Below are 16,667 nucleotides of genomic sequence, written 5' to 3'. Positions count from 1 at the left end.
AAAGACGGCCGCTACAGCCCCGAATGGTAAGCTGCCAGCATCGAATTCTACCGATTGGGAAAGCCCACTCGGCCGACATTCGCGGCAAGCCGCAGCGCCAGCACTTTCACTTCCCGGCCCGCCATCTGCCGGCTCGGCTTCGGGCGCGGCCCTTAGCCTTCCACTTCCTCGAACCGAATGCCGTACCCAGCGGCCAGCTCGTCCAGAATGGGCTCGTACAGCTCCGGCTGCACCGGAATCAGCACGCCGCGTTGGGGCACTTCGCCGCGCAGCAGGCGGCGCACGGCCATGCCCAGGGGCAGGCCCACGGTTTTGGCCATGCCGGTGTGGGTGGCGTCGTCGCCCTCCACGGCCAGCGATGAGGTGAGGCGGTGCGGGGCGCCGTCCAATTCAAATTCGAAGAGGTGCTGCATCACAATCAGGTCGTGGTCGTGGGGCTGGAGCTGCCACTTTTCGGCCAGCAGCCGTTCCAGCAGTTGGGCGGGCGTGGCATGGGCGTGACCCACGGGCCGGTCCGAAAACAGGCCCAGCCAGGTCAGCCGGCCCATTTCTTTGCCGGTGGGGTTGAGGCCGAGGTAGGTGGCCACGCGCGGCGCCAGGTCGAGGTGCGGACTGTGCGACGTGGGCAGATACGCCGCCACCAGCTCGGCCCAGGTCATGGTTTCGGGGTTGTCGAGGTTCACGCTGTCGTCCGTCAGGCCCAGGCGCACCAGCGCATGCCAAGCGGCGCAGTAGCCCGGCCGGCGCAGCGTGCCGCGCAGAATGGTCGGAATATCTTCCAGCCCATACGGCGCCCGGTAGCTGAGCGAGTCGCGGTTGGCGTAGCCCTCAAACTCGCCGTATCCGGGCACCGTCAGCGTCTCGGTGCGGGCAAATAATTGCTGGTACGGAATAAAGCGCGGGTGCCCGTTTTCCAGGAATTTGGCGGTGCTCTGGCCGGCCAGCACTACGTTGCGCGGGTTCCAGGTGAACTTGTATTTCCACGGATTGTCGCCCTCCGCCGCGGGGGCCAGCAAGCCGCCGCAGTAGCTCTTGAAGGTGGTGATGCGCCCGCCCCGCGCCCGAATGTGCGCAATGGCCCGCATCGCCGACATGTGGTCGAGGCCGGGGTCCAAGCCGCATTCCATGAGCAGCGTTACGCCGGCGGCCTGCGCCTCGTCGTGCAGCGCCCGAATCTCGGGGCTCACGTAGCTGGCCGTGGCCAGGTGCCGGCCGTGCCGCACGCAGGCCCGCGCCACCACCGGGTGCAGCAGGGCCGGCAGCATCGAAATCACCACGTCGGCCTGGGCCACCAGCTCGTCCAGCTGCGCTTCGTTCTCGGTTGAAAACGGCACGGCGCGGGCGTACTGCGAGTGCGCGGCCAGCACCGGCACCAGGTGGGCGGGGTTCACGTCGGCCACCGTCAGAAACCAGTTTTCGGTGGGCGCGTGGCGCAGCAGGTATTGAATGAGGGACGAGGCCGAGCGGCCAGCCCCGAGGAGCAACAGGCGGGAAGTCATGCGGCAAAAGTAGAGCGAGGGGGGTAATGAAACGAACGCCGTCTGTCGTCCTGAGCGCAGCGAAGGACCTTCTCACGTTAAAAAGATTTGTTCTGACGTGAGAAGGTCCTTCGCTGCGCTCAGGATGACAGGTGGTTTCCTTCCCGTTCACCCGCAGCGCCCTATCTTCGCCGCCCCTATTCCCATCCCTATGGCCCGCAATTCTCGCCAGCAGCTCATTACATTCGAAGAGCTGGACTCCGCCACCGAACTCACCCCCTCCGAGCAAGCTACCTGGCAGGCCGCCCGCGACGCCACCGACCAGGCCTACGCGCCTTACTCCGGCTTCCACGTCGGGGCCGCCCTGCTCCTCGCCGATGGCACCATTTTCAAAGGCACCAACCAGGAAAACGCCGCCTACCCCTCCGGCCTCTGCGCCGAGCGCACCGCCCTGTTCGGCCTCGCGGCCAGCCAGCCCGGCCACGCGCCCATTGTGGCCATGGCCGTGGCCGCCCGGCCCAGCCACGGCGAGTTTGGCGCGGCCTTTCCCTGCGGGGCCTGCCGCCAGGTGATGCTCGAATACGAAAGCCGGCAGAGCCAACCCATTCCACTGCTGCTGCCCAGCCGCAACGGCACCATCCTGCGTTTCAGCACCCTGGCCACCCTCATGCCCTTCAACTTCTCGGCCGACGACCTGCCGCCGGCCTAGCCGCATGGAGCGCCACCTCACCGTTGCCCGCACCGCGCGCTACCAGCAGCTGGGCGACCTTTCGGCCGCCACGCGCCGCGTATTGTTTGTGTGCCACGGCTACGGCCAGCTGGCCGCCTACTTCATCCGCCATTTCAGCTTTCTTGCCGAGGCCGACCCGCACACCGTCATCGTTGCGCCCGAAGGCCTCTCCCGTTTCTATCTCCGCGGCAACGGTGGCCGCGTGGGCGCCAGCTGGATGACCAGCGACGACCGCCAGCACGAAATTGCCGACCACATCGGCTTTCTGAATCAACTGGCCGAAAAGGTGTTGGCCGAGTGTCCTTCCAACGTTCAAATCACCGTGCTGGGTTTTTCGCAGGGCACCGCCACGGTGGGCCGGTGGCTGGCGCAGGCGTCGTTTCGGCCCGCACACCTCATCCTCTGGGCCGGTAGCTTCCCACCGGATATTGCCCCCGCCACCGCCCGCCAACTCCTGCAGGGCCTCCCGCTCACCTTCGTCATTGGCACCGAAGATGCATACATCTCCCTCGCCCAGGCGGAGCAACAACAAGTGCAGCTGCAGCAGTTCGGAGCCAATACGCAGTTGGTCACCTTTGCCGGCAAGCACGAGCTAAACCGTTCCATCCTGGAAAGGGTACTCCTTTCCGGCCAATAGCAAGCCCCGCCCGCAACGCGATAGCGCGGCCGGCGGGGCTTGCTCATCTGAAGCGAATTACTTGCGATTTATCGTGGTAGCCGCGCCTTGCGCCCCGGCCAGCACCAACACTTCCGCGATGGTTACATGCGGAGGCCGCGTCACCATAAACACAATGACGTCGGCAATATCTTCCGGCCGCAACGGTTCGAATCCTTCGTATACCTTTGCCGCCCGCGCCTCGTCGCCCTTGAAGCGCACCTGCGAAAACTCGGTTTCCACCGCGCCGGGGTTCACTTCGGCCACGCGCACGCCGGTGGGCAGCAGGTCGAGGCGCATGGTTTTGGTGAGCATCTGCACGGCCGCTTTGCTGGCACAATACACGTTGCCGTTGGCGTAGGCCTCCTGCCCGGCAATGGAGCCGATGTTCAGGATGAAGCCGGTTTGGCGGGCCGTCATGCCCGGCAGCAGCGCGTGCGTCACGTTCAGCAGGCCGCGCACGTTGGCATCCAGCATCTGGTCCCAGTCGTTGGGGTCGCCGGCCTGAATGGGGTTGAGCCCGTGGGCCCCGCCGGCGTTGTTCACCAGCACATCGGGGGCCCGCAGGGCAGCGGGCAGCGTGGCCACGGCAGCGGCCACCGCTGCCCGGTCGCGCACGTCAAAAGCCAGCACGTGCACCGGCACCGGGGCCAGTTCGGCCGCCAGCTCATCGAGGCGCTCCCGGCGCCGGCCCGTCACCACCAACTCAAATCCAGCCCCCGCCAGCGCCACAGCCGTGGCCCGGCCAATGCCCGACGAGGCGCCGGTAATAAATGCAGTCCGCATAGTTATTGTTGTCAGTTGCTGGTTGTTAGCTCTTTTGAACAGCTGTCGGATACAAACAACTGACAACCAGCAACTAACTTAGTTCTGGATATTGATGTACAGCGTAACCGAATTGGTGCTCAGGCTCTGCAAGCTGGTACTCAGCATGTCGTTGTGGGCCACCAGCAGATTGCGCAGGCCGTGCGAAAAGCGCAGTTCTGGCGCCAGCTTAAACAAAGGATAGAACAAATCCAGCCCCACGCCATATTCCAGGGTCAGGTCGCTGTTCAGGGTGCGCAGCTGGTTGCGTAGCGGGTCGCTGCGGCGGTTGCTGGCCGTCACGCTGGGGCTGATGCCCGCAATCATGTACATGCGCGCGTTGCGCCGCCGGTCCGACTGGTACTTGAGCAGCAGCGGAAACTGCACCACGGTAGCCGTCACATCCTGCGTCACAATGGAGTCAGATGGGGTGCCGCGCGGGATAAACTCCACCTTGCGCGTGAGAAAGCTCACCCCCGGCGCAAACCGGAAGATGAACGGCGAGCGAGGCCCGCCAATGCGCGCATCCCCAATAAAACCCACCCCCAGACTAGGGCTGTTGATGGCATTGGCCGTCATATTCTGCCGGGCCACGTACTGCGCCGACTGTTCGACGTTGAAGCGCGAATTGGTGAACGCCACGTACATGCCCGGATGAAACCACCGCTCGTCGTACGAAGGCAGGTTCTGCACCGTAATGGATTTCAGGGTGCCGTTCTTGCCGCGGTTTGCCCGCGACTGGGCCTTGCGCTGTGCCTGCGCCAGCGTGGGCAGCAACAGCAGCACGGCCCCCACCAAGGCGAGGCGCGTTACTTGTGCGCCGTGTAAATGGAGCTTATACCGAAAGTGAGGGGTTGCCATGCAGGTTCTTTAAAGCCGACTTTGGCCAGAATGGCCAGAAAATCGGAGCCGTCGGGGAATGCCTGCACCGAAGCAGGCAGATATGTGTAGGCCGACTGGTCTTTGGAAATAAGCTTGCCAAAAACCGGCAGCACCCGGCGGAAGTAAAAATTATATGCTTGCTTAAGCGGAAACGCCGTCGGCTTGCTGAATTCAAGTATCACCAGCTTGCCGCCCGGCCGCAGCACGCGCTGCATCTCGGCCAGACCCGCCTCCAGATGCGCAAAGTTGCGCACGCCAAAAGAGGCCGTCACGGCATCAAACTCGCCATCGGCAAACGGCAGGTTTTCCGAGTCGCCGAGTTCGAGTTGAATGCGGTTGCCGAGGCCTTTAGCGGCCAGCTTGCGGCGGCCCACCTCCAACATTCCTTCCGAAATGTCCACGCCGGTCACCTGCGCGTCGGGCGAAGCTGCGCGAAGGGTTTCAATGGCAAAATCGGCGGTGCCGGTGGCAATGTCCAGAATGCGTGCCGGCCGCAATGCTTTCAACTCGTCCACCGCCTTGCGCCGCCAATAAATATCGGTGCCCACGCTGAGGAAGTGGTTGAGGAAATCGTATTTGCCGGCGATGGAATTAAACATCTGGGCAACCTGCGATTTCTTGTCGGCGGAGTTGTCTTTGTAGGGTAATACGGCCATGAGCGGGCGCAAAGAACGGTAAGGATGCGGGAAAATTGCTTTCCCCAAACGCCCAACCGCACAGGTTTGTTAAAAAAAGCAATTACTATTTGAATAAACTGCCACCATAATGGCAAAAAAAGCGGGCCGGACATACTGCCCAGCCCGCTTCCCAACTTTTAACCTCAACCAGGATTAGTTCTTGGCTTTGATTTTGGTTTTCTCGCCATTGGCGTCCTTGGCTTTGCCTTCCAATTCACCATTTTTGGTGGTTGTTTTGGTGTCGCCAGCGGGGCCTTTGGTTTTCACTTTCACTTTGTCGGAATCTTCGTCCACCTTGGTTTTTACCTTGGTGCCGTCGGCCATTTTCACTTTGCTCTTGCCGGGAGACAGCGGAGTAGCCGTGGTGGTCGTCGTGGTCGAAGTGCCGGTGGTCGTGGTCGAGCCAGTGCCCATGCCGGTGCCGGTAGCACCCGAGTTGTCAATCATGCCGGCACCCGTGCCGCCCACCACTTTGAACTCGTCGCGGCGGTTAAGCTGCATGTTCTCGGGCGAATCGTTCGGCGCAGCCGGACGACGCTCGCCGTAGCTCACGGTGCTCATACGGGTTTCGGTGATGCCCTGCTTCTTCAGGTAGTTGTAGGCAGCCTGAGCGCGGTTCTGGCCGAGTACCATGTTGTACTCGTCGGTGTTGCGCGAGTCGCAGTGGCCTTCAATCGAGATGTTGATGCCCGAATTGGTGGTCAGGAACTGGGTGATTTCGTTCAGACGCGTAATCGACTCCGGACGCAGCTTGTACTTGTCGGTGTCGAAATAGATGTTCCGAGCGGCCAGGTAAGCGTTGTTGGTGGTATCGACGTAGTTGATGTAGAAGTTCTTGATGATGGTAGTCGAGTCATTCGTCGACACCGGCACCGGGAATTCCTGCGTCTCAATCGGCTTACCGTCCTTGCTCACCGCTACCTGATAGGTACGGCCCGAAAGCACGGCCACTTGGTACGAGCCATCCGTTTTCGAGATGTCGCGGAAGCTCAGAGCCGTTTTATCGGCTTGCTGACCACTGAACACCAGCTCCACACCCGGGATTACCGTGGTGCTATCCTTAGCCGAGAACACCTTGCCCTTGATGTTGGCGTTCTTGATGTAGTTGATGGTGTAGATGTCCTTCTCACCGTAGCCGCCGATGCGGTACGAACTGAGGTAGGCATACGAGCCATCGGGGCTCAGGCGGTAGTAGGAGTCATCGTCCGGGGTGTTTACGGGGTAGCCCATGTTCTGAGCAGCGCCCCACTTGCGGCCCACGCTGTCCCACTCCGACTTGAAGATATCGTAGCCGCCCATCGTGTTGTGACCACGCGACGAGAAGTACAGCGTCTTGCCGTCCTTGCTCAGGTACGGGCTGTCGTCGTCGTACTTGGTGTTGATGTTTGCACCAAGCGACTTGGCCGGGCCAAAGTCGCCGCCATCGGCGCGGGTGCTGTAGTAAAGGTCCAGTGTACCGTCCTCCGAGTACTTGCCCGTCGAGAAGTAGATGGTTTTGCCGTCAGGCGTGATGAAAGCATCCGACTCGAACGACTTCGAGTTGATGTTGCCATTCAACGGTTTGGGCGTCGACCAGTCGCCGCCGGTTTTATCCGAAACGAAGATGTCGCCGTTGTTATCGTTGCGGTACATCAACAGCTTGCTGTCGTTGTCGAACAGCTGGATGGAAGCATCGTGGCCTTTGCCGTTGAGCACGCCGCTCAGCGAGCGGGGCTTCTGCCAGTTTTCATCGTCTACGCGCGTGGTTTCGAATACGTCTTCGTAGTACTCGCCGTCGGCGGCAATGGCCTTGTTTTTCTTGTCGCTGGGCTTGCCCGAAGCACCCGTCACGTTTTCGCCGCGCGAGGTGAAGATGAGCAGCTTGTCATCCGACGAAATAACCGGGCTATGCTCCGAATACGGCGTGTTCACCGTCGGGCCCAGGTTTTTCACGAAGATGTCCTTCGGCGAGTTGAACTGCACCTTGGCGTTCTGGCTGTGCTTAATCAGCTGGGCGATTTCCTCCTTGCGCTGGTCGTTCTTCTTCAGCGTGGCGTTGTAGGCCTGGAAGTGGGCCACGGCCTCGTCGAAGTTGTAGTTGAGGTGGTCGACCCGGCCAAGCCAGTACTCCACGTCTTTCGACACTTTCGGCTTCAGCTTTTGGGCCTTGTAGATGTAGTCGCTGGCCTTCTCCTTGTCGAACGACATATAGGAAATACCAGCATTGAACAGCGCTTTGGCGTTGTTCGGGTCTTTGGCCAGTACCTTCTCGTAGTACGGGATGGCAGCGCGGTAATTTTCCTGCTCGAAGAACTTGTTGCCGGTTTTGAGGTCCTTACGCGTGCTTTGCGCCTCGGCCGGGGAGGCGATGGCGGCGGTGAGGGCAACGGCGCACGACGCTTGCAGTAACCTTCTGGATAAGTTGTCCATTGGAGGAGTGATTTAGAAAAAAAAGAATTTCTGAAGGGGTTGTAAGTAGAGATGCGCCGCTATTTGGGCAGGGGCAGGGAACTTTATTTGGGGCTTATACTGATTTTCTAAGCCAGGGTTAGGCTTTAATGCTGATTTGCCCGGAAGGTAACCGTATGAAAGCGCCCAGCCCCCATATTGAAGCTGCCGCAAAAGCCGCAGAAGTCGGGCAAAGGTAGGTCGTTTGCTTACGAAAAGCGGTTTTCAGCGAATAATCGGCCATTAATAAGGGTGGTCGAAGCCAGCAGCAGGGCCCGTTGAGTTGGAGGGCATGCCGCGCAAATATAGAGGCAGACCTGAAATAGCCATTCATTGGCCTGTTTTTATTTAGCGGGGATTCCCTGGTATTCAGGCGTAATTTTGGGCTTTCCCCCTGTTTTGTTACTTGCCGCTGCCCTATGATTATTCACGATGCCCGCTTCCTGACCAGTAATTCGCGCGCCGACCTTTGCCCCGCCCCCACGCTGCCCGAATATGCGTTTATTGGTCGTTCCAACGTCGGAAAATCATCCTTAATAAATATGCTCACCGGCCGCAATGGCTTGGCCAAAACCTCCGCGTCGCCGGGCAAGACGCAATTAATTAATCATTTCGTCATCAACGACAAATGGTTTTTGGTGGACTTGCCGGGCTACGGCTACGCCAAAGTGAGCAAAACATCGCGCGCTGAATGGGCCCGCATGATTAATTATTACCTGATGCACCGCGCCAACCTGATGTGCGTGTGCGTGCTCATCGACTCGCGCCACCCGCCGCTGGCGGTTGACTTAGAATTCATGGAAAAGCTCGGCGAGGAAGGCGTACCCTTCGTGATGGTCTTTACGAAGGCCGACAAGCAGTCGACGGCCCAGACCAAGGCCCTGCTTGCCGATTATCTGAAGAAGATGAGCGAAATCTGGGACGAATTGCCCCGCTACTTTCTTACCTCGGCCGAAACTGGCCTCGGGCGCGACGAGGTGCTCAACTTTATTGGCGAAGTGAACGAGCAGTGGGCGGCCGATGCCGCTACCAATGCGTAGATTGGCCCCTAAATTGCCAACTGCGGCTTGGTCCGTGGTGGGCCGTTTCCCCTTCTTCTTTATTTCCCCGCCCCCATTTTTTTTATCATGACGAAAATGCGTTCCGTTTCGCAGCTGGCCCTGGGCTTGCTGCTGGCCGCTGCCGCCCCGGCGCTGGCCCAAACCACCCCCAACACCACCCCCGCCGGCCAGGCCCCGGGCGAAAAAGGCACCGGCATTGGCGCGGTGGGCAAATCTATTCCAGTGGCCGAGTACTACGAAGGCGGCCAGGCGGCCATGTACGACTTCATCAGCAAGGAGCTGCACTACCCCGTGATGGCCAAGCGCAACCGCATTCAGGGCCAGTGCATTATCAGCTTCCAGCTGAATGCCGACGGCACGATGCAGGACATGCGCATTGTGAAGCAGCTGGGCGGCGGCACCGGCGAAGAAGCCCTGCGCGTGGTGCGCCTGCTGAAATTCAAGAAGCCCGAGCTGCCGGTGCGGGCCAGCCTGCCCATCGTGTTCAAACTGGGGCAGACGGCTTCGAACGCAACGGATGCGCAATAATCCGTAGTTTTGTACTTGTTGAACGTGGGATGAGGAACGAGGAATGAAGAATGGCTTTTTGGCCGGCATTCGTTTTTCGTTCCTCATTCTTCATTCCTCATTTTTCATTCCTTATTTAAGTTACAATGCCCTACGAATTGCAAGAGTTGGCCGCCATCAGCGGCATGCCCGGCCTGTACCGCCTGGTGCGCGCCGCCCGCCACGGCGTTCTGGTTGAAAGCCTCGATGAGAAAGCCACCCGGACGCTGGCCCCGGCTCGCAACAAAGTGTCGCTGCTGTCGGAAATCTCCATCTATACCCAGGACCCGGAGGAGACCGTGCCGCTGACGGAGGTATTTGAGCGGATTTACCAGAAGCACGGCGCGGCTTCGCCCGTGTCGGCCAAGTCGAGCGAAGGCGAGCTGACCGATTTCCTGGCCGGCGTGATTCCCGATTACGACCGCGACCGGGTATACCTGTCCGACATCAAGAAGCTGGCCAGCTGGTACGGCATTGTGAGCAAGCACCGCCCCTACCAAGCCGCCGAAACGCCGGCTACCGAAGCTGCGGAAGCAACTCCCGCAACCGAGGAAACCGCCGCTCCCAAAGCCAAGCGCAAATCGGCCAAAACGGCTGAAGAGCCTGCTGCCGACGAGCCGCTGAGCACGGGTGGCGTAATTGGCGCCGCCGACGAGGCCCCTGCCGCCGAAGGCAACCCGGAAGCAACAGCTCCCGCCAAAAAAAGCCGCAAGAAGGCCGAGTAGCATCCGCCTGGGCACCAACAAAAAAGCCGCTCCTGATGTAGGAGCGGCTTTTTTGTTGGTGCCCAGGCGTCCTTATTTGGCAGCCACGGCTTTCTTGGGAGTGGGTTCGGGGGCTGGGGTGTGGTCGCAGGCCTCTTTGTCGTTGGCGATGAAGCTTTCCGCTTTTTCGACCAACTCTTTGCTGCCGATGAAGAAGGGGCAGCGCTCGTGCGGGATTTGGGGCTCGATTTCCATGGTGCGGCGCGTGCCGTTGCTGCTTTTGCCGCCGGCTTGCTCCACAATGAATGCCAGTGGGTTGCACTCGTACATGAGGCGCAGCTTGCCGGATTTGTTTTTGGCCGTGGCGGGGTACACGTAGATGCCGCCCTTGAGCAGGTTGCGGTGGAAGTCGGCCACGAGTGAGCCGATGTAGCGGGCCGAGAACTGCTGGTCTTTGCAGTGCTGCACGAAGGCGGCCACGCCGGGTGAGAACGAGTCGGAGCTGCCCTCGTTGATGGAGTAGATGGCGCCGGTTTTGGGCGTGATGATGTCGGGGTGCGAGAGGAAGAATTCGCCCAGCGAGTGCTCGTAGGTGAAGCCGTTGACGCCGTTGCCGGTCGTGTACACGAGCATGGTGCTGGAGCCGTAGATGACGTAGCCGGCGGCCACCTGGTGGGTGCCGGGCTGCAGGCAGTCGGCGGCGGTGCCCTCGCGGCCGGTGGGCGACACGCGGCGGTAGATGCTGAAAATGGTGCCGATGCTCACGTTCACGTCGATGTTCGACGAGCCATCGAGCGGGTCGATTGCCACCACGTACTTGCCCTGGTTGTTGCCGGTCTGAATCATCTCATCGTCCTCTTCCGAGATGATGGTGCAGACTTCGCCGCCGTTGCGCAGGGCCCGGATGAACCGGATGTTGGCGATGACGTCGAGCTTCTGCTGGTCTTCGCCCTGCACGTTCTGGCTGCCGTAGGCCCCGGCGATGTCGATGAGGCCGGAGCGGTTGATTTCGCGGTTGACGATTTTGGCAGCCAGGGCGATATCGCGCAGCAGCTGCGAAAGCTCCCCGGTGGCGTAGGGGAAATCCTCCTGCTTGCGCATGATGAAGCGGTCGAGGGTCGTGCCGACGGGCAGGGCCAGCTTGTTGTGGTCCATATAAATAGCTAAATGAAGTGGCGGGAACGGACAACAAAGCTACTCCCGCAGGGCCGTAGTTTTTTGTAGGAAGTTGCCCTTTTTTAAGCGCATACGTTTGCTCAACGGGCCAGAAGTGGGTTTCTTATTGGCTTTTTGGATGAGCCAAAAGCTTTCGTTTAAGCTTGGTATCGCGCCTACCTTTGCCGCCCATGGAAAAGTTGCAGGTGTACAAATTCGGGGGCGCATCGGTGAAGGATGCGGCGGCTATTCTCAACCTCTGCCGCATCGTGCGCGACTTCGGGCCGCAGGGGCCGCTGGTGATTGTGGTGTCGGCGATGGGCAAGACGACCAATGCGCTGGAGGAGATTTACGATTTGGCGTACCGGGGCGCGGATTATTCGGCGCAGTTGATGGCGTTGGAAGACTACCATCGCCGAGAGTTTGTCGCAATTTGTGCACAACTCCCGCCCGGCCCCGCTCGGCCCCCTGAAGATGCTGAAACCACGGATTTAGAATCCGGTTTTGCTGATATGCGGCAGGCGTTTCAACGTGCTGCTGCGTTCAACGATTACGATGAGGGCTATGACCAACTAGTAAGCTACGGTGAGCGGTTGTCTTCTTATCTGGTCAGCTCAGCTTTGATGAGAATGTTCCCGGGAGGAAAGGTGCAGCCATTCGGAGCGTATGCGATGATAAAAACGGACAAAACGTGGCGAGAAGCAAAAGTTGACTGGCCGGTAACTGAGCGGCAAACCCAACACCTCGTTTCTATGCTTCTGGACGGTGCAGATATTGTCGTCACGGAGGGATTTGTCGGTAACGCGGCCAAATTTGGCGAGACAACCCCAGGTCAAGTAACTACCCTAGGCCGCGAGGGCTCCGACTATACGGCCGCCATCCTGGCCTATTGCCTGCGGGCCGAGTCGGTGACCATCTGGAAAGATGTGGCCGGCCTGCTGAATGCGGACCCCAAGATTTTCCCCGACACGGTGCGCTACCCCGAAATCAGCTACCGCGAAACCATTGAAATGGCTTATTACGGCGCCTCCGTCATTCACCCAAAAACGCTGAAGCCACTGGCCGACCGCAATATTCCGCTGCGCGTGAAGTCGTTTCTGGACCCGGCGGCCGAGGGCACGCTCATCCACGATTGCCAGCACCCGGCGCTGGCGCCCGCCTTCATCCGCAAGACCGACCAGTGCTTGCTGTCCTTCGCCAGCAAGGACTTTTCGTTTATCTCGGAGGAAAATCTGGCAGTGATTTTTGCGGCGCTGGCGCAGGCCAAGCTCAAGATTAACGTGATGCAGAACTCGGCCATCAGTTTTTCGGTGTGCACCGATTTTGTGGAGCGGCGCGTGCATCAGCTGCTCGATTTGCTACGCGAGCAGTTCACGCTGCACTACAACACCGGCGTGCAGCTGTTCACCATTAAAAATTACGACGCGGCGAGCATTGCACAGCTCACGGCGGGCAAGCGCCTGCTGCTGGAGCAGCGCACGCGCAGCACGTTTCAGTTTGTGTGCCAGGCGTAGTGTAGCGCGGACTTTCAGTCCGCGAATCCGGCCATTGGCTTTCAAAATCATTCTTTTTACTCGCGGACTAAAAGTCCGCGCTACATATGGATTTCCTCCTTGTAACGCCCCAGGCGCGGCCCAGCGTGGCGCTCGTTCAGCTCAATCGGCCCAAAGAATTGAATGCTCTGAACGGGCAATTAATCCGCGAAATCCGCGACGCGCTGCAGGCGCTGGATGACGATGAGGCGGTGCGCGTGGTTGTCATCACCGGTAATGAGCGGGCGTTTGCGGCCGGGGCCGACATCAAGGAAATGGCCGGCAAAACGGCCGTGGATATGTTTCTCGACGACCGGTTTGCCACGCTGGAGCAGATTCGGCGGTTTCGCAAGCCGCTGATTGGGGCCGTGTCGGGCTTCGCGCTGGGCGGCGGCTGCGAGCTGGCCATGACCTGCGACATGCTGGTGGCCTCGGAAACGGCGCAGTTCGGGCAGCCCGAAATCCGGCTGGGCACCATGCCCGGCGCGGGCGGCACCCAGCGCCTGGCCCGCGCCGTGGGCAAGGCCAAAGCCATGGAAATGGTGCTCACCGGCGAGTTCATTTCGGCCCACGAAGCTCACCGCGTGGGCCTCGTAAACCGGGTGGTGCCCGTGGGCCAGTACCTTGAGGAGGCCTTCCGCCTGGCGGCCGGTATTGCGGCCATGAGCCCGGTGGCGGCCCGCCTAGCCAAGGAATCCATCAACCGCGTGTTTGAAACGCACCTGGAAGAAGGGCTTCATTTCGAGCGCAAAAACTTCTACCTCACGTTCGCGTCAGATGACCAGAAAGAAGGCATGGCGGCCTTCGTGGAGAAACGCAAGCCGGATTTTAAAGGGCGTTAGAACGTGCGCGGAACGTCATGTTGCGCCCAGCATGACGTTCGGTTTGATTCTTCCGTACACACGGCCATTACCACCACCTATAAAACCAATACATGGCAGTTCTCGTGGGCAAGCGCGCCCCTTCCTTTAAAGCCACGGCCGTGATTGACGGCACCTTCGAAGAAGATTTTTCGCTGGACCGCTACCTGGGCAAAAAGCACGTGCTTTTCTATTTTTACCCCGCCGATTTCAGCCGGGTGTGCCCCACCGAAATCCTGGCTTTCCAGGACCGGCTGGCCGATTTTGAGAAGCGCAATGTGGCCGTGGTGGGCTGCTCCACTGATACGCAGTACGCCCATCTGGCGTGGCAGCTGACGCCGCGCGAGAAGGGCGGCATTTTCGGGGTGAAATACCCGCTGGTGGCCGACGCCACCAAAACCATTTCGGCCAACTACGACGTACTGGGCGGCCATTACGACTACACCGAACAAGGCGAAATGGTGTACCTGGGCTCGCCCCTGGCCTACCGCGGCCTGTTCCTCATCGACCGCGACGGCATTGTGCGTCATCAGCTTATCAACGACCGACCGCTGGGCCGCAGCCTCACCGAGGCCCTGCGCATGATTGATGCCTTGCAGCACTTCGAAAAAAACGGCGAGTCTTGCCCGGCCGACTGGCAGGAAACGTCGGAGGGTTAAGGCCGAACGTCATGCAGGGAGCAAGGAAGCATCTCGCGTGCGACCACTAATCGGAAGCTGTCGAATTGCTCACTGCCGACAAGGCGCTGCGCGCTGCATGGCTTTCCGAAATGCATTACCGGCACTGTTGCGTAATTTTGGGGCTTGCTATTCCTCTATAACATTGGCCTGGGCCTCTATGGCCTGCTGCTGCGCCTGCTGGCGCCGTTTGTGCCCAAGGCGGCCGCGTGGGTGGCGGGCCGACGCGGCCTGCTGGCCCACATTCGCCTCACGCTGAGCACCGATGCGGCGCCGCGGGTGTGGTTCCACTGCGCCTCGCTGGGCGAGTTTGAGCAGGGCCGGCCGCTGCTCGAAGCCTACCGCCAGGCTCACCCCGGCACGAAGCTGGTGCTCACGTTCTTCTCGCCTTCGGGCTACGAAATCCGCAAAAGCTGGCCGGGCGCCGACTATATTTTCTACCTACCGCTGGACACGCGCGGCAACGCCCGAGCATTTCTGGATGCGGTGCAGCCCCGGCTGGTGGTGTTTGTGAAGTACGAATTCTGGTACCACTTCCTCACCGAAGCGCACCGGCGCGGCATTCCGGCCGTGGTGGTGTCGGCTATTTTCCGGCCCGAGCAGGTGTTTTTCAAGCCCTGGGGCGGCTTTTTCCGTCGGATTCTCACGCGCTTTGCCCACATTTTTACCCAAAATGAAAGCTCGGCCGCGCTGCTGCGCCAGCACGGCATCAGCCAGGTAAGCGTGGCGGGCGATACCCGATTCGACACCGTGGTAGCCACGGCGGCTTCGGCGCACCGTCCGCTGCCGGTAGTCGATGCCTTTGTGGCCGATGGCGCGCCGGTGCTGGTGGTGGGCAGCAGCTGGCCCGAAGACCTGCCGGCCCTCACGCCCCTGCTGCAGAAATACCAGCAGCAGCTCCGCGTGCTGGTAGCCCCGCACGAAATCACTGAAACCAATCTGCGCCTGGTGGAAGCGGCACTGCCGGGCCAGGTGCTGCGCTACTCGCAGGCCACGGCGGACAACGCCGCCCAGGCCCGCGTGCTGCTTTTTGATAACGTAGGATTGCTAAGTCAGCTCTACCGCTTCGGCAAGTTTGCCTACATCGGCGGGGCGTTTGGCAAAGGCCTGCACAACACGCTAGAAGCGGCGGCTTTTGGCCTGCCACTGTTTTTTGGGCCGACGTATGGTAAATTTCAGGAAGCCGTGGAATTGGTGGCTCTAGGGGGGGCTTTTCCCATTCATAACGCGGCGGAGCTGGAAGCTGCTTTCGCGCCTTTATGGCGCAATGAGGAGCTTCGACTGCGCCTGCAGGACCAGTTGCTCGACTACGTGCACGGCCAAGCGGGCGCCACCCGTACCATCATGGCCGCACTGCCCGGCCTCACCCCTGCTGCCCAATGACCCCAGAAAATCCCCATTCCGCCCCGCCCCTGCTACACGGCATCGTTGTCAAATCGACGGGCTCGTGGTACGTGGTGCGCGCGGCCTCCGGCCAGCTGTATCGCTGCCGCCTGCGGGGCAAATTCAAGATGAAGGGCCTGAAAGCCAGCAACCCACTGGCCGTGGGCGACCAGGTTGATTTCACGGTGGAAGCCCAGGCCGAGGGCGCGGGCGTCATCTCGCACATCGCGCCGCGCCGCAACTATATCGTGCGCCGCTCGGTGCATAAAACCGGCCACGTGCACATCGTAGCCGCCAACCTCGACCAGGCCATGCTGGTGGTCACGTTGGTGTCGCCGGCCACCTCGTTTGGCTTTATCGACCGGTTTTTGGTCACGGCCGAAGCGTACCACATTCCGGTCACGCTGCTCTTCAACAAGACCGATTTGTACGACGAGGAAGGTTTTGCCTATCAGGCCGAAATCGCGGGCATGTACGCCAGCCTGGGCTACCCCAGCCGCACCTGCGCCGCCAGCCTGGGCGAGGGCGTGGCCGAAATCGACCAACTCCTGGATGGCAAAGTGAGCCTGCTGGCCGGCCACTCCGGGGTGGGCAAGAGCACGCTCATCAACGCCTTGGTGCCCGACCTCGACCTGAAAACCGCCGAAATCAGCGACTTTTCCGATAAGGGCGTGCATACCACCACCTTCGCCGAGATGTTGGAGGTACGCCCCGGCACCTTCATCATCGACACGCCCGGCATCAAAGAACTGGGCCTTGTCGACCTGCCGCCTGCCGAGCTGGCCGGCTACTTCCCCGAGTTCCGCGCTCTGCTGGGCCAGTGCCGCTACCACAACTGCCAGCACACCCACGAGCCCGGCTGCGCCGTGCGCGAGGCCGTAGACCAGGGCCGCATTGCCCTGCCCCGCTACGACAGCTACCTCAGCATGCTGGCCGGCGAAGACAACCGGCATTAAACGGCCGGGCATGTCATTGCGAGGCGGAGCCGAAGCAATTCGTCCTGTTCTCGCCGACCAGCCTAATACCGTGACAAAGCCCTATTCGAGGCGCAAAAAGCCCCGGCACTGCGCAGTGCCGGGGCTTTTCTGGTGAAAGA

The 16,667-nt window shown here is 60.6% G+C and carries 16 protein-coding genes; 10 read left to right on the top strand and 6 right to left on the bottom strand.

The window, feature by feature from the left end; all coding sequences use genetic code 11:
• Positions 1–152: 152 nt before the first annotated feature.
• Positions 153–1,499: a saccharopine dehydrogenase family protein gene (locus Q4S41_RS11800; RefSeq protein WP_305031327.1), complete on the bottom strand. Its 1,347-nt coding sequence runs from the start codon at positions 1,497–1,499 to the stop codon at positions 153–155.
• 190 nt (positions 1,500–1,689) lie between these two features.
• On the opposite strand from Q4S41_RS11800, the gene cdd reads away from it, so the two are divergent.
• The gene (cdd, locus tag Q4S41_RS11795) at positions 1,690–2,187 is read left to right on the top strand and encodes a cytidine deaminase (protein WP_305031326.1); all 498 of its coding nucleotides are present in this window, start codon (positions 1,690–1,692) and stop codon (positions 2,185–2,187) included.
• Positions 2,188–2,191: 4 nt separating this feature from the next.
• A complete protein-coding gene (locus Q4S41_RS11790; RefSeq protein WP_305031325.1) occupies positions 2,192–2,845 on the top strand; it encodes an alpha/beta hydrolase in 654 nt (217 codons plus the stop codon).
• Between the two features lie 57 nt (positions 2,846–2,902).
• Here Q4S41_RS11790 and Q4S41_RS11785 read toward each other — a convergent pair whose 3' ends face one another.
• The 4 genes from Q4S41_RS11785 to Q4S41_RS11770 all read right to left on the bottom strand — a co-directional run bounded on the left by Q4S41_RS11785 (position 2,903) and on the right by Q4S41_RS11770 (position 7,635).
• The gene (locus Q4S41_RS11785; RefSeq protein WP_305031324.1) at positions 2,903–3,649 is read right to left on the bottom strand and encodes an SDR family NAD(P)-dependent oxidoreductase; all 747 of its coding nucleotides are present in this window, start codon (positions 3,647–3,649) and stop codon (positions 2,903–2,905) included.
• 78 nt (positions 3,650–3,727) lie between these two features.
• On the bottom strand, positions 3,728–4,528 hold the full coding sequence (gene porT / locus Q4S41_RS11780) for a type IX secretion/gliding motility protein PorT/SprT (RefSeq protein WP_305031323.1): 801 nt from the start codon (positions 4,526–4,528) through the stop codon (positions 3,728–3,730).
• Positions 4,477–5,205 carry a bifunctional demethylmenaquinone methyltransferase/2-methoxy-6-polyprenyl-1,4-benzoquinol methylase UbiE gene (gene ubiE / locus Q4S41_RS11775; RefSeq protein ID WP_305031322.1) on the bottom strand — a complete coding sequence of 243 codons (729 nt, stop codon included), beginning with the start codon at positions 5,203–5,205 and terminating at the stop codon, positions 4,477–4,479. The genes porT and ubiE overlap by 52 nt, the downstream gene beginning before the upstream one ends.
• A 174-nt stretch (positions 5,206–5,379) precedes the next feature.
• Complete coding sequence (locus Q4S41_RS11770; RefSeq protein ID WP_305031321.1) at positions 5,380–7,635, bottom strand: OmpA family protein; 2,256 nt, start codon at positions 7,633–7,635, stop codon at positions 5,380–5,382.
• A gap of 437 nt (positions 7,636–8,072) precedes the next feature.
• Here Q4S41_RS11770 and yihA point away from each other — a divergent pair, with 437 nt between their 5' ends.
• The 3 genes from yihA (at position 8,073) to Q4S41_RS11755 (ending at position 9,985) form a co-directional block, all read left to right on the top strand.
• Positions 8,073–8,693: a ribosome biogenesis GTP-binding protein YihA/YsxC gene (gene yihA, locus Q4S41_RS11765; RefSeq protein WP_305031320.1), complete on the top strand. Its 621-nt coding sequence runs from the start codon at positions 8,073–8,075 to the stop codon at positions 8,691–8,693.
• Between the two features lie 96 nt (positions 8,694–8,789).
• Positions 8,790–9,242, top strand: a complete 453-nt coding sequence (locus tag Q4S41_RS11760) for an energy transducer TonB (protein WP_305031319.1) — start codon at positions 8,790–8,792, stop codon at positions 9,240–9,242.
• 125 nt (positions 9,243–9,367) lie between these two features.
• A complete protein-coding gene (locus Q4S41_RS11755; RefSeq protein WP_305031318.1) occupies positions 9,368–9,985 on the top strand; it encodes a DUF5606 family protein in 618 nt (205 codons plus the stop codon).
• Between the two features lie 72 nt (positions 9,986–10,057).
• On the opposite strand, the gene fbp is transcribed toward Q4S41_RS11755, so the two are convergent.
• Positions 10,058–11,119, bottom strand: coding sequence for a class 1 fructose-bisphosphatase (gene fbp / locus Q4S41_RS11750; RefSeq protein ID WP_305031317.1), 1,062 nt, complete (start codon positions 11,117–11,119; stop codon positions 10,058–10,060).
• Between the two features lie 191 nt (positions 11,120–11,310).
• On the opposite strand from fbp, the gene Q4S41_RS11745 reads away from it, so the two are divergent.
• The 5 genes from Q4S41_RS11745 (at position 11,311) to rsgA (ending at position 16,527) form a co-directional block, all read left to right on the top strand.
• Positions 11,311–12,633 carry an aspartate kinase gene (locus Q4S41_RS11745; RefSeq protein WP_305031316.1) on the top strand — a complete coding sequence of 441 codons (1,323 nt, stop codon included), beginning with the start codon at positions 11,311–11,313 and terminating at the stop codon, positions 12,631–12,633.
• Between the two features lie 86 nt (positions 12,634–12,719).
• Positions 12,720–13,493 (top strand): enoyl-CoA hydratase-related protein, encoded by a 774-nt coding sequence (locus Q4S41_RS11740; RefSeq protein ID WP_305031315.1) that lies wholly within the window; start codon positions 12,720–12,722, stop codon positions 13,491–13,493.
• 92 nt (positions 13,494–13,585) lie between these two features.
• Complete coding sequence (locus tag Q4S41_RS11735) at positions 13,586–14,170, top strand: peroxiredoxin (RefSeq protein WP_305031314.1); 585 nt, start codon at positions 13,586–13,588, stop codon at positions 14,168–14,170.
• Positions 14,171–14,314: 144 nt separating this feature from the next.
• The gene (locus tag Q4S41_RS11730; protein WP_305031313.1) at positions 14,315–15,571 is read left to right on the top strand and encodes a 3-deoxy-D-manno-octulosonic acid transferase; all 1,257 of its coding nucleotides are present in this window, start codon (positions 14,315–14,317) and stop codon (positions 15,569–15,571) included.
• The gene (gene rsgA, locus Q4S41_RS11725) at positions 15,568–16,527 is read left to right on the top strand and encodes a ribosome small subunit-dependent GTPase A (protein ID WP_305031312.1); all 960 of its coding nucleotides are present in this window, start codon (positions 15,568–15,570) and stop codon (positions 16,525–16,527) included. Before Q4S41_RS11730 ends, rsgA begins: the two co-directional genes overlap by 4 nt.
• Positions 16,528–16,667: the final 140 nt, after the last annotated feature.

This window comes from Hymenobacter convexus (genome assembly GCF_030580955.1).
Classification (GTDB): domain Bacteria; phylum Bacteroidota; class Bacteroidia; order Cytophagales; family Hymenobacteraceae; genus Hymenobacter.
Note: the sequence above shows the minus strand (reverse complement) of the source record. Positions and strands in the feature narration are given on the sequence as shown.

Coding starts and splice junctions, on each gene's coding strand:
- Q4S41_RS11800 (WP_305031327.1), bottom strand. CDS start 1,499: ATGACTTCCCGCCTGTTGCTCCTCGGGGCTGGCCGCTCGGCCTCGTCC.
- cdd (WP_305031326.1), top strand. CDS start 1,690: ATGGCCCGCAATTCTCGCCAGCAGCTCATTACATTCGAAGAGCTGGAC.
- Q4S41_RS11790 (WP_305031325.1), top strand. CDS start 2,192: ATGGAGCGCCACCTCACCGTTGCCCGCACCGCGCGCTACCAGCAGCTG.
- Q4S41_RS11785 (WP_305031324.1), bottom strand. CDS start 3,649: ATGCGGACTGCATTTATTACCGGCGCCTCGTCGGGCATTGGCCGGGCC.
- porT (WP_305031323.1), bottom strand. CDS start 4,528: ATGGCAACCCCTCACTTTCGGTATAAGCTCCATTTACACGGCGCACAA.
- ubiE (WP_305031322.1), bottom strand. CDS start 5,205: ATGGCCGTATTACCCTACAAAGACAACTCCGCCGACAAGAAATCGCAG.
- Q4S41_RS11770 (WP_305031321.1), bottom strand. CDS start 7,635: ATGGACAACTTATCCAGAAGGTTACTGCAAGCGTCGTGCGCCGTTGCC.
- yihA (WP_305031320.1), top strand. CDS start 8,073: ATGATTATTCACGATGCCCGCTTCCTGACCAGTAATTCGCGCGCCGAC.
- Q4S41_RS11760 (WP_305031319.1), top strand. CDS start 8,790: ATGCGTTCCGTTTCGCAGCTGGCCCTGGGCTTGCTGCTGGCCGCTGCC.
- Q4S41_RS11755 (WP_305031318.1), top strand. CDS start 9,368: ATGCCCTACGAATTGCAAGAGTTGGCCGCCATCAGCGGCATGCCCGGC.
- fbp (WP_305031317.1), bottom strand. CDS start 11,119: ATGGACCACAACAAGCTGGCCCTGCCCGTCGGCACGACCCTCGACCGC.
- Q4S41_RS11745 (WP_305031316.1), top strand. CDS start 11,311: ATGGAAAAGTTGCAGGTGTACAAATTCGGGGGCGCATCGGTGAAGGAT.
- Q4S41_RS11740 (WP_305031315.1), top strand. CDS start 12,720: ATGGATTTCCTCCTTGTAACGCCCCAGGCGCGGCCCAGCGTGGCGCTC.
- Q4S41_RS11735 (WP_305031314.1), top strand. CDS start 13,586: ATGGCAGTTCTCGTGGGCAAGCGCGCCCCTTCCTTTAAAGCCACGGCC.
- rsgA (WP_305031312.1), top strand. CDS start 15,568: ATGACCCCAGAAAATCCCCATTCCGCCCCGCCCCTGCTACACGGCATC.